General features: G+C 37.2%; 14 protein-coding genes. 7 read left to right on the top strand and 7 right to left on the bottom strand.

The features are described from left to right. Positions 1-69: 69 nt before the first annotated feature. Positions 70-1,758 (bottom strand): M23 family metallopeptidase, encoded by a 1,689-nt coding sequence (locus J2T03_RS14940; protein WP_307212243.1) that lies wholly within the window; start codon positions 1,756-1,758, stop codon positions 70-72. Positions 1,759-2,073: 315 nt separating this feature from the next. Here J2T03_RS14940 and ileS point away from each other — a divergent pair, with 315 nt between their 5' ends. The 7 genes from ileS (at position 2,074) to trpS (ending at position 8,844) form a co-directional block, all read left to right on the top strand. Beyond that, positions 2,074-5,463, top strand: coding sequence for an isoleucine--tRNA ligase (gene ileS, locus J2T03_RS14935; RefSeq protein WP_307212240.1), 3,390 nt, complete (start codon positions 2,074-2,076; stop codon positions 5,461-5,463). Between the two features lie 59 nt (positions 5,464-5,522). After that, entirely contained in the window at positions 5,523-5,903 is a 381-nt protein-coding gene (locus J2T03_RS14930; protein WP_034726982.1) for a TraR/DksA family transcriptional regulator, read from the top strand. A gap of 80 nt (positions 5,904-5,983) precedes the next feature. Beyond that, complete coding sequence (locus J2T03_RS14925) at positions 5,984-6,229, top strand: DUF6576 domain-containing protein (RefSeq protein WP_307212238.1); 246 nt, start codon at positions 5,984-5,986, stop codon at positions 6,227-6,229. Between the two features lie 26 nt (positions 6,230-6,255). After that, positions 6,256-6,441: a DUF2683 family protein gene (locus J2T03_RS14920; RefSeq protein ID WP_111958618.1), complete on the top strand. Its 186-nt coding sequence runs from the start codon at positions 6,256-6,258 to the stop codon at positions 6,439-6,441. Then, positions 6,441-7,079 carry a lipoprotein signal peptidase gene (locus J2T03_RS14915; RefSeq protein ID WP_306841628.1) on the top strand — a complete coding sequence of 213 codons (639 nt, stop codon included), beginning with the start codon at positions 6,441-6,443 and terminating at the stop codon, positions 7,077-7,079. Before J2T03_RS14920 ends, J2T03_RS14915 begins: the two co-directional genes overlap by 1 nt. 16 nt (positions 7,080-7,095) lie before the next feature. Further along, the gene (locus J2T03_RS14910) at positions 7,096-7,740 is read left to right on the top strand and encodes a SanA/YdcF family protein (RefSeq protein ID WP_307212235.1); all 645 of its coding nucleotides are present in this window, start codon (positions 7,096-7,098) and stop codon (positions 7,738-7,740) included. 135 nt (positions 7,741-7,875) lie between these two features. Further along, positions 7,876-8,844, top strand: coding sequence for a tryptophan--tRNA ligase (gene trpS / locus J2T03_RS14905; RefSeq protein WP_307212233.1), 969 nt, complete (start codon positions 7,876-7,878; stop codon positions 8,842-8,844). A gap of 3 nt (positions 8,845-8,847) precedes the next feature. On the opposite strand, the gene J2T03_RS14900 is transcribed toward trpS, so the two are convergent. The 6 genes from J2T03_RS14900 to J2T03_RS14875 all read right to left on the bottom strand — a co-directional run bounded on the left by J2T03_RS14900 (position 8,848) and on the right by J2T03_RS14875 (position 13,784). Beyond that, the gene (locus tag J2T03_RS14900; protein WP_307212230.1) at positions 8,848-10,140 is read right to left on the bottom strand and encodes a sensor histidine kinase; all 1,293 of its coding nucleotides are present in this window, start codon (positions 10,138-10,140) and stop codon (positions 8,848-8,850) included. Continuing rightward, a complete protein-coding gene (locus tag J2T03_RS14895) occupies positions 10,141-10,812 on the bottom strand; it encodes a response regulator transcription factor (RefSeq protein ID WP_307212228.1) in 672 nt (223 codons plus the stop codon). A gap of 166 nt (positions 10,813-10,978) precedes the next feature. Beyond that, the gene (locus tag J2T03_RS14890; protein WP_307212227.1) at positions 10,979-11,428 is read right to left on the bottom strand and encodes a PepSY-like domain-containing protein; all 450 of its coding nucleotides are present in this window, start codon (positions 11,426-11,428) and stop codon (positions 10,979-10,981) included. Positions 11,429-11,603: 175 nt separating this feature from the next. Further along, the gene (locus J2T03_RS14885) at positions 11,604-12,299 is read right to left on the bottom strand and encodes a YjjG family noncanonical pyrimidine nucleotidase (RefSeq protein ID WP_307212225.1); all 696 of its coding nucleotides are present in this window, start codon (positions 12,297-12,299) and stop codon (positions 11,604-11,606) included. A 205-nt stretch (positions 12,300-12,504) separates the two neighbouring features. Next, positions 12,505-13,095 (bottom strand): RNA polymerase sigma factor, encoded by a 591-nt coding sequence (locus J2T03_RS14880; RefSeq protein WP_306841621.1) that lies wholly within the window; start codon positions 13,093-13,095, stop codon positions 12,505-12,507. A gap of 197 nt (positions 13,096-13,292) precedes the next feature. Beyond that, the gene (locus J2T03_RS14875) at positions 13,293-13,784 is read right to left on the bottom strand and encodes a hypothetical protein (RefSeq protein WP_307212221.1); all 492 of its coding nucleotides are present in this window, start codon (positions 13,782-13,784) and stop codon (positions 13,293-13,295) included. Positions 13,785-13,866: the final 82 nt, after the last annotated feature.

Raw genomic sequence — 13,866 nt, 5'->3', positions numbered from 1 at the left:
TAATTTTAAGGAACAAATTTATTTAATTAAAATTAAAAGATTGAATAATAAAATGGGAGCCGTAATAATTTACCTTTGAAAGGTAAAAGTCTGTGTATTGGCATTCCCCGCCGTATTGGCTGTAGTTACTTTTAAAGTATGTAAACCTGAACCTTTGGGACACTTTTCATCAAAAATATAGATAAAATCATCTTTTACACGGGCAAATCGAAGCCATTTCCCATCCAGTTCTGCACGGAATGATACGATATCGCCAGTTTTAGTTCTTCCATTCAATCGCAAAGTACTGGTTTTTATAAGCGCTCCTTCTTTCCAACCTGAAGAAACAGATGGTAAACTGTGATCTAACAAGAGTATTGCCGTGCCCAGCCTATTAAACCTGGCTTCAACTTTATCACCTTTCCACTTTCCTTTGACAGCATCCGTATCGCTTCCATAATCGAACAGAACAACTGTTTTTTCTTTTTCTTCATTCGTCAATTTTCTGTTGGGCTTTATTTTCAGAGTATAATCATCATGAACCGGTATATATGAACTGTGCATCACAAAAGTATTTGAAACCGCATCTGCGTGAGTACCTGCTTTTTCAGACATTTGAAAATTCACAGCATCATAAACTGCATTTTTGCTAAAACTAATTTCCGCATTTTCCGTACTTATTGTTTTTGCTTCATCCGGTTTCACCAATTTACCTGAAGGAGTAACCTGTTGTGAATTTCTCGCATAACGAACTTTTGTGATCAGCTTACTGGTATTTCCGCTAACATCCTTTAAAACAATTTCAATATTATGAACACTGTCATCCTCAAGGTGAATAATTCCTGTTTTACCGGATGAATTGTAATTTTTAAGTTTCATTCCCCGTAATTCAGATAAATGCTGAATGCTCATTTTATCTTTTGTAAACTTGGGATAATCTATACAACCATTTAGATATCGGGTATCATCATAGCTCACCTGATCAATGGAAAAATTATAGACCCGCTGCCCATCCATCAGTAATTCTGCATAATAAATCCCGAGATTAAATCCCTGATTGGCTTTGTCCACTGCTTTAATAGCAAAACTGATTTCCGGTGAATTTACCTGAATGACATCGGTTGTATAATTACTCCCATCCTTTTTCACCGTAATTCCGTTCGCGCCTGGCTCATAAGCACTGAACCGCCTGTCATACCAATAAAGTCCGCTCATAATAGGTGAAATACCATCCGGAATCTTAAAACCGAAAAGCAAAGGATTGATACATTCTTCCGTTTTTGTATCTCTGATTTCAAAATGTAAATGTGGTCCTGCCGATCCTCCTGTATTTCCGCTTAAAGCAATGAGCTGTCCTTTGGTTACCGGAAACTGTCCGGGAGAAAACGTGATGTCCTGTTCCCATTTTTCATCTTTATACTGCATTTCTTTTACATATTCATCCAGCTGATCAAAGTATTTATTTAAATGGGCATACACTGTGGTATAACCATTCGGGTGGGTAATATAAACGGCATTTCCGAAGCCATACCTCTCTACTTTTATTCGGCTTACATAACCATCTGCCGCAGCGACAACGGACAGGTTTTCCTGGCTATTGGTCCGCAAATCCAAACCCATGTGAAAATGATTGGCCCGGACTGCTCCAAAGTTGGCGGCCAACTGCATGGGGATATTCAGAGGGCTTCGAAAATAATTTTGTGGATAATTATTTTGAGCACCTATGATGATACTGGTTAGGAAAGAAATAGCGAATACTAGTTTACAAATAGCTTTCATGCAGCGATTGGATTTGAGGTTTATTTAAAATTACAAAATTTTAAATAATGATGGATCAAGATTTTAATTAAGTTTTGGCTAAAGCCAGAGGATTGAATCATATTTTAAGCGGGCTAAAGCCCGCTCCTATTGATAAAAACAACAGAAAAAATTGACCTATTCACCATTCACTATTCACTTTTTACCTCCTCCTGCATTTATATTTCTGAAATTGAACTTTTTAATAGATATAAGCTAAATAAAACATATCTTATAAACCGACAAAAATCACTAAATTTGCAGACTTAATTAATCAACGATATTGAGATATTTACAATGAGCCAATTTAAAGAATACAAAAACCTCAACCTTATTGACGTAGCCGAGAATGTAGCGGAATTTTGGAAACAGAATAAAACGTTCAGTAAAAGTGTTGAGATTCGCGAGGGTAATGCCGAGTTTGTTTTTTATGAAGGTCCGCCTTCAGCAAACGGTATGCCCGGAATTCACCACGTTATGGCCAGAGCATTAAAGGATATTTTTTGTCGTTTCCAGACTCAGAACGGAAAGCAGGTTTTCCGTAAAGCGGGCTGGGATACACATGGACTTCCTGTGGAGCTGGGCGTAGAAAAGGAATTAGGAATTACGAAAGAAGATATTGGCAAAAAAATCTCTATTGAAGATTATAACAAAGCCTGCCGTGAAGCAGTAATGCGGTATACAGACGTATGGAACAACCTTACGGAAAAGATCGGATACTGGGTAGACCTTGAGGATCCTTATATCACCTATAAGTCGAAATATATGGAGACTGTTTGGTGGTTACTGAAGCAGTTATATGATAAAGAATTATTGTACAAAGGCTACACGATCCAGCCTTATTCTCCGAAAGCAGGAACAGGACTTTCTTCCCACGAACTGAATCAGCCGGGAACGTATCGCGATGTATCGGATACTACAGTTGTGGCTCAGTTTAAAGCAAAAAAAGAAACATCTGAACTGTTCAATGATATAGAAGGTGACGTACATGTTTTAGCATGGACGACTACTCCATGGACGCTGCCTTCCAATACCGCTCTTGCAGTAGGGAGAGATATTGAGTATGTTTTGGTTAAAACATTCAACCAATATACATTTGAGCCGATAACGATTGTTTTATCAAGAGTTCTTTTACCTAAAGTATTCGGTAAGAAATATGCAGAAGGAACAGAGGAGGATTTTGCCGGCTATACTGCAGAAAGCAAAGTGATTCCTTTCAAAGTCGTAAAAGAATTCACCGGAGAAAAATTGGCCGGAACTCAATACGAGCAGCTAATTCCTTGGTTTACACCCAATGATTCACCTGAAAAAGCGTTCAGAGTGATCATCGGAGATTTCGTAACTACTGAGGACGGTACCGGTATCGTTCATATTGCGCCTACTTTTGGTGCCGATGATGCGAGAGTTGGAAAAGAAAACGGAATTCCACCCATGTTGGTGAAAGACGAAAATGACAACCTGGTTCCTCTTGTAGACTTACAGGGTAAATTCATCAAAGGAGAAAATGTACCTGACGTATTTTCAGGAAAATATATCAAGAACGAATATTATGACGACGGAACTGCTCCTGAGAAATCCTGGGACGTAGAACTGGCAATCGTTCTGAAAACGGAAAACAAAGCTTTTAAAGTAGAGAAATATGTTCACAGTTACCCACACTGCTGGAGAACTGACAAACCGGTATTGTATTATCCGCTTGATTCATGGTTTGTGAAAATGACGGCTGTAAAAGACAGACTGGTTAATTTAAACAAGGAAATCAACTGGAAACCGAAAGCTACCGGAGAAGGACGTTTTGCCAACTGGCTTGAAAATGTAAACGACTGGAATTTATCCCGTTCAAGATACTGGGGTATTCCGTTGCCAATCTGGAGAACGGAAGATCTTAAAGAAGAAAAGATCATCGGATCTGTGGAGGAATTATACAATGAAATTGAAAAGTCTGTTGCTGCAGGATTGATGAAAGAAAATCCGTTTCAGGGCTTTATCATCGGAAATATGTCTGAGCAGAATTATGAACTGGTTGACCTTCATAAAAATGTAGTGGACAAAGTAGTTCTGGTTTCAGATTCAGGAAAGGCAATGAACCGTGAGAGCGATCTTATCGATGTTTGGTTCGATTCAGGATCTATGCCTTATGCACAGCTGCATTATCCTTTTGAGAACAAAGAAATGATCGATAACAATAAAGCATTCCCTGCTGATTTCATCGCAGAAGGTGTAGATCAGACGCGTGGATGGTTCTATACGCTTCATGCCATCGGTACTGCTGTTTTTGATTCTGTTGCTTATAAAAATGTAATGAGCAACGGGCTTGTTCTGGATAAAAACGGCCAGAAAATGTCAAAACGCTTAGGAAATGCTGTAGATCCTTTTGAAACACTTTCCGTATACGGTCCGGATGCCACGAGATGGTATATGATCTCGAATGCGAATCCTTGGGAAAATCTGAAGTTTGACATTGAAGGAATTGATGAAGTAAGAAGAAAGTTCTTCGGGACCCTTTATAATACATACTCATTCTTTGCATTGTATGCCAATGTGGATGGATTTAATTATACGGAAAAAGAAGTGGAAAACCGTCCAGAAATCGACAGATGGATCCTTTCCGAGCTGAATCTTTTAATCAAAGAAGTGAAAGCATTCTACGAAGATTACGAGCCTACAAGAGTAGCGAGAGCGATCAGCACATTTGTAAATGACAACCTGAGCAACTGGTACGTAAGACTGTGCAGAAGACGTTTCTGGAAAGGAGATTATAGTGATGATAAAATCTCTGCTTACCAGACTTTATATACATGTCTTGAAACGGTGGCGAAATTATCCGCACCTATTGCTCCGTTCTTTATGGACCAACTGTATCAGGATTTAAATAAAGTAACAGGGAAAGAAAACTGTGAATCTGTACACTTAACGGATTTCCCTGTAGCTAACGAAAGTCTGATCGATCAGGATCTGGTAGAAAAAACGCATTTGGCACAGAATATCACAAGTATGGTTTTCTCTCTGAGAAAGAAGGAAAATGTAAAAGTCCGCCAGCCTTTACAGAAAGTATTGGTTCCGGTTCTGGATGCTAAAACGGAAGAGCAGATCTTAGCGGTTGCAGACCTGATTAAACAGGAAGTAAACGTTAAAGAATTACAGCTGATCAATGCAGAAGAAGCATCACATTTAATTGTAAAACAGATCAAGCCAAATTTCAAAGCGTTGGGTCCTAAGTTAGGAAAAGACATGAAAACGGTAGGCGGAGAGATTGCCAATCTTAACACGGAGCAGATCGCCAGCCTTGAAAAAGAAGGAAAAATAGACATCCAGGGGTATGAAATCACCCTTGATGATGTGGAAATCTCTACCAAAGATATTCCGGGGTGGACAGTTACTTCCGACGGAAAAACAACTGTGGCATTAGATTTGACGTTAACAGAAGAATTAAAATCTGAAGGTATCGCAAGAGAATTCATCAACAGAGTTCAGAACCTGCGAAAAGAGAAGGACTTTGAACTGACGGACAGAATTAAAATCTCCATTGAAGAAAACTCACCTTTCATTGAAGATATTAAGAAAAATGAGGAATATATTTCATCTGAGGTCTTGTCAAATAAAATAGAAATTGTATCTTCACTTTCAAATTTTAACGAAATCGAAATAGATGAGGTTAATTTTAAGATAAATGTCGAAAAAAATTAACATATAATTATTGTATTTCAAATTCCATTTCATAATTTTATTAAAAAAGAGAAAAGAATATGTCAGACGAAAGAGTAAGATACAGCGATGCTGATTTACAGGAATTTAAGGCTATCATAAAAGAAAAAATAGAAAAAGCAGAAAGAGATCTTCAGCTGATCAGAGAAAGCTTCATCAACGACCAGAATAATGGTACAGACGATACTTCTCCTACATTCAAAGCTTTTGAAGAAGGAGCAGAAACACTGAGCAAGGAGCAAAACTCTATATTGGCGGGGCGCCAGGAGAAATTCGTGCGCGATCTTAAAAATGCTTTGATCCGAATAGAAAATAAAACCTACGGTGTATGCAGAGTAACAGGAAAACTGATTCCTAAGGAAAGACTTTTGGCCGTTCCTCATGCTACGCTGAGCATTGAAGCGAAAAATATGCAGAAATAAACCGTTAAGGTTTGTAAAATACTATTGGGTTTATATCGTATTCACGGATACTTTATAAACCTAATTTTTAATGTATACCCATGAGCGAAGTATTAATTTTAGCAATTATTGTTGCTGCAGTTTTACTGTTTTTCAATAGAGAATGGATTAAAAACAAGTTCTTTCCTGACCGGCACAAGAACTACACCATCGATGATCAGTTTAATTCAGATAAACGCGAGAGGGAAAAAGAAATCGACAGAATTTTGAGTAAGATGGGCAAAAACGGTCTTAGCGACCTGTCTGCAAAAGACCGTAAAAGACTCGATGAGCTGTCCAAAATGTAACATTTAAAAAAGAAAAAGAAAAGAAAATGGAATCTATCATAGTACATCCTAAAAATCCTATGGAGCTGAGTGCACTGAAAAGTGTTTTAAAAGATATGAACATCAGATACGAACGTGCTCAGACCAAAAATACGTTCCATACAGAAAAGGTAGCCAAGAAAATTTTTGACAAGAAAAATTCTGAGAAACCTTCTAAACCAAAAGGACAGTAATGAAAAAGATCTTAGCTATAACATTTTTAGTATTGTTAATTGATCAGGCTTCAAAAATTTACATCAAAACGCATTTCAATCTGGATGACAGTGTCACCGTTCTTCCAGGCTTTAAACTGACTTTCGTAGAGAATCCTGGGATGGCTTACGGGCTTCATTTCGGAGGTATTATCGGAAAATATTTTCTGGTGATCCTTAGGCTTTTCCTAATCGGAGGAATGGTTTATATGTTCAAGAAATGGCTGAAACAGGGAGCTTCCAACTATCTTCTGATTCCAATGGCTATTATTTTTGCCGGCGCTATCGGAAATATTATTGACGGAATGTTTTATGGGCTCATCTTCGACAGCGGAACGGTTTACGACCCAAGCATCGACCGCTGGATAGGATATGGAGGAGTTTCGAAGTTTGTTCCTTTCGGACAGGGCTATTCTGCTTTTATGAAAGGCTGTGTAGTAGATATGCTTCACTTTCCTTTGGTAGACTGGTATGTTCCTGATAATATCCCTTTGATTGGTGGTAAACATATTGAATTCTTCAAGTATATTTTCAATGTGGCAGATTCTGCCATTACGGTAGGAGCCGCCCTGCTATTAATATTCAGAAAAAAAGCTTTTCCTAACGGACTTGAGTTTTAAAGAAACAGTATTCCGAATGAAAAAAGTAATTAAAAATATTTTTAAAATTTTCCTGCTGCTTGTTGTAGCGGGAATTATTTTTATAGCCTGGGCCAACTACAGTATCAGAAAAGAAAGCAGCGCTTTTGTTTCCTACAATATCTCTGATGTTCCTGAAACCAAAGTGGCCTTACTGCTTGGAACCGGGAAGAATCTGAACAACGGCATGCCCAACGCTTATTTCTACAACAGGATACAGGCCGCCATAGATCTGTATAAAAGCGGAAAGATCAAGTACATTATTGTAAGTGGTGACAACAGCTCCAAAGATTACAATGAACCGGAAGATATGCAGCTTACTTTAATGAAATACGGCATTCCAAAGGACAGGATTGTGATGGATCATGCCGGGTTTAGAACCCTGGACTCTGTAGTAAGGGCTAAGGAAATTTTCGGACAGAATAAGCTGGTGATCATTTCACAGAAATTCCACAATGAAAGGGCTGTTTTTCTGGCAAGAAAGAATGGAATGGAAGCTTTCGGGTATAATGCCAATGATGTAAATAAATACGCCGGATTAAAAACAAATCTGAGAGAATATCTGGCAAAAACAAAAGTGTACTGGGACCTTCTTTTCGGAGTTCAGCCGAAATTCGGAGGAGAAAAGATTCTGATTCCTTAATTTTATCTTGCTGGCTGGGCAGGTTTCCTGCTATCATTCAAAAAAACAGTCTGCAACCGCTGTGAATTTTTTATGTGATCTGCGGTAGAATTAATTAAATTTGCAATTCATTAATTTTATAAACAATTTAAACAAATGTCAAGAATTCTTACCGGCATTCAAGCCACCGGAACCCCCCATCTTGGAAATCTTCTTGGGGCTATCATTCCTGCTATTGAACTTTCCAAGCAGCAGGGAAATGAATCATTTTTATTCATTGCAAATCTTCATTCTCTTACCCAGATCAAAGATGCGCAGATTTTAAAACAGAATACCTACGAGATCGCTGCGGCTTGGCTTGCTTGTGGGCTGGATACAGAAAAAACATATTTTTACAGACAGAGCGATATCCCTGAAACCTGTGAACTTTCTTGGCATTTATCATGTTTTTTTCCTTACCAGAGATTAACGCTTGCCCACTCATTTAAGGATAAAGCAGACAGGCTCCAGGACGTTAACGCCGGGCTGTTCACCTATCCTATTCTGATGGCTGCGGATATTTTACTGTATGATGCAGAGGTCGTTCCTGTAGGAAAGGATCAGCTTCAGCATCTTGAAATTGCCCGTGATGTAGCATCAAGGTTCAACAATCAGATGGGTGAAGTTTTGGTTTTACCTCAAGCTGAACTTCAGGAAGACACAAAATATGTTCCCGGAACAGATGGCCGTAAAATGTCTAAATCCATGGGAAATATTATTAATATTTTCTTACCTGAAAAAGATCTGAAAAAGCAAGTAATGAGTATAGAAACCGATTCTAAAGCTCTTGAAGAGCCAAAAGATCCTGAAACAGATAAAGTTTTTGCCATTTATGAACTGATCGCAACACCTGAACAGACGGAAGAATTAAGAGCTAAGTACTTAGCCGGAAATTTCGGTTACGGGCATGCTAAATTAGAGCTGTTGAATCTGATCTTAACACGTTTTGCAAAGGAAAGAGAAATGTTTGCTTACTATATGAACAACCTGGATGAGCTAGAAGCTAAACTTCAGGAAGGTGCAGCGAAAACAAGAGTTGTTGCTACCGAAACCATTAAAAGAGTAAGGGCAAGCTTAGGAATTTAAGCATTAAAATACCAAAGCATTGTTTTTAGAAAGAATAAAACAATGCAATCCATCTTCAAACTCATAGACAATATCCCATCCGGGATATTGTTTTGTTATAGTCCTGATGATAGACAGACCCAAGCCGGTAGAACTTTGATCTGAACCCTGCTTGTAAAAACGGTTGAAGATCTGGGTCTTATCAAGCGGAGTGCCGTTTCCACTATTCTGGAAGATAAGCCTGTTATCTTCTATAATGATACTGACAATTCCCTCCTGGTTATTATACTTAACCGCATTTTTAAGCAGATTAGAAAGCAGGATATCCGCCAGATCAGGATTAAAATCACTTCCAAAGAATCCTTTTTCAATAATACTGACTTCAACTTTTTTAAATTCGATAAAATCCTCATAGCTTTTGATCAGCTCTGCAATCATTTCATTAAAATTAACTTTTGATATCTTGTTGAACTGGCTATTCTCTATTTTTGAAAGCACCAGCAGGGATTTATTCAGTCCTGCCATTCTTCTAAGATCACCTTTTACTTCGGTAAGGAAGTTCATATTTTCCTTATTAAGATCACCATTCTGGATCGCCAGATCGATTTTATTAGTCACAATAGCCAGTGGAGTCTGAAGTTCATGGGATGCATTTTCAATAAACTGCTTCTGCTGATGAAAGACAAGTTCATTCCGTTCAATCATTTCCTCTATTTCTACATTAAGCTCTTCAAATTCTTTGATGGAATAATTCTGAGTTTCCTGTGGTGAAGAAGCTCCGAACTGGTATTTTTTCAGCCTTTCCAAGATGGTGTAAAAAGGACGCATCGCTTTATTCAGCATATAACCATTGACGGCAACAATACTTATTACAAGTAAAATATACAGCACAATTAAAGCTGTAGTAAGGTCATACACCAATTCATCCTGCTCCACAGTAGAAGTGCGTATTTCAAGTCTCTGGCGCTTTCCGAACTGATCTATAAAATCCGTTTCAAGTACACGGTAAGGTTGGTCCTTATCGTCATACTCCATATAAAACATCTTGTTATAAAGCCGGTTTTTATCTTTATACTCAGATTCTGAAATCGGTTTGATCTTAAATTCATTAAATCCGAAATCCTTACTGTTCAACAGTTTAGGATCGTGATATACTGCTTTAATAATCTGTATCTTCCTGTCTTTCAGTCCATCATCAACATTATCATACACTTCATCCAGGATGTAGGCATAGAATAGTGCGGCCCAGACCGCAATGATAAGCAGCAGAATGCCGATCATATATTTGATAGTGTAGTATTTTAACGAAACTTTCATTCAGACAAATTTATAACCTATTCCGTAAACAGCTTGGAAATCAGCTTCTGCATTGAGGTTTTTTAATTTTTTACGGAGATTTTTAATTTGTGAATAGATAAAGTCCAGACTGTCTGCCTGATCAATATAATCTCCCCAAATTGCTTCAGCCAAAGTTGTTTTCTGCAGCGTTTTTTCCGGATGGATGACAAAGTAATACAGAAGGTCATATTCCTTGCGGTTAAGAATCATATCTTTATTCCCGACTTTAACGGTTCTGCTTTCTGGATCAATGCTGATATTTTTATAGGTAATCGTATTTTCACCATCCTGATTCTTTCTTCTGATCACAGACCGGATTCTCGCCATCAGCTCAACAAGGTGGAAAGGTTTTGCCAGATAATCATCGGCGCCTATTTCCAACCCTTTGACCTTGTCCTCAACAGAATCTTTAGCCGATAGAATGATCACAGGATCTTTTTTATGCAGCTTCTTAATTTCTTTCAGCAGCTCAATGCCGTTTCCGTCCGGCAGCATAATATCAAGAAGAATACAGTCATACTCATACGAAATGATCTTTTCCAACCCTGCATTATAGGTAAGGGCAAATTCTACAATAAAATGCTCTGATTCCAGGAAAGCCTGTACAGTGTTTTTCAGTTCCGGTTCATCTTCTACGATCAATATCTTCATTCTGCAGTATTAGCTTATCAAATATATGAAATAGAAAAGAAGAAGGAAGCTAGAAGTTGTTGTCAAGTGGCTGATATCTGATTGTCATTTTTACAAATTCATACTGCTACCTAAAGACTTTCATCCTTTAATTTCCAGCTTCCTTCAACTATATTTTTCAATTGGATTAATCATCAATCCTTTTGAAATTTCCTTTCCTGTCAAATTCAAGATCCAGCCCATTGGAAAGTTCCGCCTTATAAGACCATCTTTCTTTTTCTATCTTAACAATGTAAGTATTGGGAAAACTTTTAGCGGCGTAGTTCCTGATCGATGCCGGAATAAATGCATAAGGCAGCTTTTGATGTTTTCCGTCCACTTCTTTCCAGTTTCCGCTGCTGTCAAATTCTACTTTCATCCCGTTAACCAGATACACCTGGTATTCATCAACACCATAAATTTCTCTGTCCTCAATAGCTGATCCTACAGCAACCCCTTTAAAATGAGAAGCCAGGAAATTTTTAGCAGTTTTAGGTAACTGATTCGCATTTATTGTTTTGTCCTGCGCAAAAATAAATCCTCCTGCCAGTAAGAAAGTTAAAACAAATGCTCCTGTGATTTTTCTGAAATTTTTCATAATGCTACATTTTTTCTGTTCTTATTATGAAGCAAAGGTCAGAATCAATTTAGGAAAGAATTAGGAAAAACTAATCAGACAGAAAAATAGAACGAATTAAAAAAATAGATCATGAAGATCATCTAAAATCTTAAAAAAATTCAGTTTCTTATAGCTACTAACAAACTGAATATTTTTATAAGTATTCTTTAATTTGCAGAAGATGTGTAATAGCTTTCAGTCCTTCTTCCTGCTTATTTTCTTTATAAACATCAAAGAAGATTACATCGATTCCATAATTCTGAGAACCCACAACATCTGCGATCCAGTCGTCACCAATCAGGATACTTTCCTCCTTACTGGCTTCTGCAAGCGCCAATGAATATTCAAAAATCTTAGGATTGGGCTTTCTCACGCCTACAGAATCGGCGCTGGTAATGGTTTTAAAGTATTTATCTATTCCTGATAAGATGCATTTCCTTTCTGTTACTTCCTGAAAGCCGTTGGAAATGACATGCAGTGTATAGTGTTTGGATCTCAAATATTCCAAAATGTACTCTGCACCTTCTACAAGCTCGTTATGGTTAAGAATCTTATCCAGAAAATGTTCTTCAAAATATTGCGAAAGCTCTTCATCGTCCACTCCGAAATGTTTGAGAGTATCATAGAAACGGTGCTTTCGAAGGTATTCCTTACCGATGAGACCGTCTCTGATCTTTTCCCAAAGACTCTCATTAATTTCGTGATAGACAGAATGGAAGGCTTCAAAATCAATAGTATAATGTAACGTGATTTTCTGTTTTTCAAAAAGATCCTTGATGGTAAGGTAAGCGTTCTTACGGTGATCCCAGAGCGTATTGTCCAGGTCAAAAAAAATGTGCTGAATTTTCATACAGCACAAAATTACTCAATTTAATTTTTGGAAATCGGGAAATTATTGCTTTTGGTTTGTACCAATTCAAGACTTTTTGAGTAACTCAATAAAAAATCAATTGTTTGTTTCTTAGGTTTCAAAGTTTTCACTTTTAAGGAATCATTTTTTTTCATAGGCGAAAAGTATGTTTTCCTTTAAACGTGAATTTTTCGAAATTATTATTCTACCGTGTCAATACAATATTATTTTCGTCCATGATTTTCCTCAGGTTAATGAGTGCATAGCGCACTCTCCCCAATGTGGTATTGATACTCATATTGGTATGATCAGCAATTTCTTTGAAACTTAATCCATCAAAAAACCTCAGCTTAATGACTTCCTGCTGATTCTGCGGCAGGAATTGAAGCATTCTCAAAAGATCTTCCTGAATCTGAAGCGTTACAAGCTGATCTTCAATATTTTCCGAAGGCTCCCGAATCAGATCGAAAATGGAATATTCATCTGTTTCAAAAGTGGTTTCTGAAACTTTAATGTTTTTTGCTTTCAACCTGAAATGATCAATGATAAGATTGTGCGCGATTCTTTTTGCCCAAAGAATAAATTTGCCTTCTTCGTTATACCGGCCTTCTTTCAGCATCAGAATGATTTTCATGAATGTATCCTGAAAAACATCATTGGCTAAGTCTTCATCATTAATTTTGTAAAAAATGAATGTAAACAGTTCTCTCTGATGACGATGAATAAGGGCTGATAGGGCTTCTTCGTCTCCTTTCTGATAAAGGGATATTAGTAGGCTGTCCGTTTTTGATTTCATAACTCTTCTCAATAATAAAAAATTTGCAGACCAGCAATTCTCCAGATATTTTATCTGGCCCTAGCTGTAAATACAAAACAGTTTTTTAGAGTAAAGTAAAATCGATAGGCAGTACAATTATTATATGGTGTAAATATAATAATTTTTTAATAACTGTTAAGCTATTATTAAATTTTTACGAGAAAATTTAAAAAAAATCACTTAAACATATCATGAATAAAGACTGTAGGAATATTTAATGTTAAATTAACATTTAAGCCTTTCAGCTCTTTTCCATTCAAACGGCTCTCTCCAATCGGGAAAGCATAGCCTCCCGTAAGGTCTAAAAGCCCGAAAAGAGTAACTCCTATTTTCGGTGCAATATATTTATTGGTTCCTTCTGCTCCTATTAAAAGATAATAAGAGTGATAGAAATCGACATTTTTCTCAAAATTAAGAAGTACGTCTGCCTGCAGTTTCGGCATAATTGCAAATTTAGAACCTGCGGATCCCATCAAAGCAGATGCGCCCAGCCGGTATATCACATCATCATTCTTCAGAAAGAGCAGCTTTCCTCCCAATTCGCCAAAACTTTGGTTCTGGTAGGTATATCCTACGGTAACCATTTTATGCATGGTATACTGCGCCTTTGTTACTATGCTCAGAAAAAATATAAAAAGTACGGTAACTGCTGATTTAAAATTCATCATCATTAATTATTTAAGATGTAAAATTAAAAAAAACTGCCTTACCTAAAGATAAAGCAGCCTGTTTATTATTTCTGAAGAAGAA

Origin of the sequence: Chryseobacterium lathyri (genome assembly GCF_030812195.1) — a bacterium.
In the GTDB taxonomy this organism is placed as follows: Bacteria; Bacteroidota; Bacteroidia; order Flavobacteriales; family Weeksellaceae; genus Chryseobacterium; species Chryseobacterium lathyri_A.
The sequence above is the reverse complement of the archived record's forward strand: the minus strand, read 5'-3'. Positions and strand labels throughout refer to the sequence as shown.

What these genes read in the sequence shown, in the direction of transcription:
- J2T03_RS14940 (WP_307212243.1), bottom strand. Translation starts at nt 1,758, where the DNA reads ATGAAAGCTATTTGTAAACTAGTATTCGCTATTTCTTTCCTAACCAGT.
- ileS (WP_307212240.1), top strand. Translation starts at nt 2,074, where the DNA reads ATGAGCCAATTTAAAGAATACAAAAACCTCAACCTTATTGACGTAGCC.
- J2T03_RS14930 (WP_034726982.1), top strand. Translation starts at nt 5,523, where the DNA reads ATGTCAGACGAAAGAGTAAGATACAGCGATGCTGATTTACAGGAATTT.
- J2T03_RS14925 (WP_307212238.1), top strand. Translation starts at nt 5,984, where the DNA reads ATGAGCGAAGTATTAATTTTAGCAATTATTGTTGCTGCAGTTTTACTG.
- J2T03_RS14920 (WP_111958618.1), top strand. Translation starts at nt 6,256, where the DNA reads ATGGAATCTATCATAGTACATCCTAAAAATCCTATGGAGCTGAGTGCA.
- J2T03_RS14915 (WP_306841628.1), top strand. Translation starts at nt 6,441, where the DNA reads ATGAAAAAGATCTTAGCTATAACATTTTTAGTATTGTTAATTGATCAG.
- J2T03_RS14910 (WP_307212235.1), top strand. Translation starts at nt 7,096, where the DNA reads ATGAAAAAAGTAATTAAAAATATTTTTAAAATTTTCCTGCTGCTTGTT.
- trpS (WP_307212233.1), top strand. Translation starts at nt 7,876, where the DNA reads ATGTCAAGAATTCTTACCGGCATTCAAGCCACCGGAACCCCCCATCTT.
- J2T03_RS14900 (WP_307212230.1), bottom strand. Translation starts at nt 10,140, where the DNA reads ATGAAAGTTTCGTTAAAATACTACACTATCAAATATATGATCGGCATT.
- J2T03_RS14895 (WP_307212228.1), bottom strand. Translation starts at nt 10,812, where the DNA reads ATGAAGATATTGATCGTAGAAGATGAACCGGAACTGAAAAACACTGTA.
- J2T03_RS14890 (WP_307212227.1), bottom strand. Translation starts at nt 11,428, where the DNA reads ATGAAAAATTTCAGAAAAATCACAGGAGCATTTGTTTTAACTTTCTTA.
- J2T03_RS14885 (WP_307212225.1), bottom strand. Translation starts at nt 12,299, where the DNA reads ATGAAAATTCAGCACATTTTTTTTGACCTGGACAATACGCTCTGGGAT.
- J2T03_RS14880 (WP_306841621.1), bottom strand. Translation starts at nt 13,095, where the DNA reads ATGAAATCAAAAACGGACAGCCTACTAATATCCCTTTATCAGAAAGGA.
- J2T03_RS14875 (WP_307212221.1), bottom strand. Translation starts at nt 13,784, where the DNA reads ATGATGAATTTTAAATCAGCAGTTACCGTACTTTTTATATTTTTTCTG.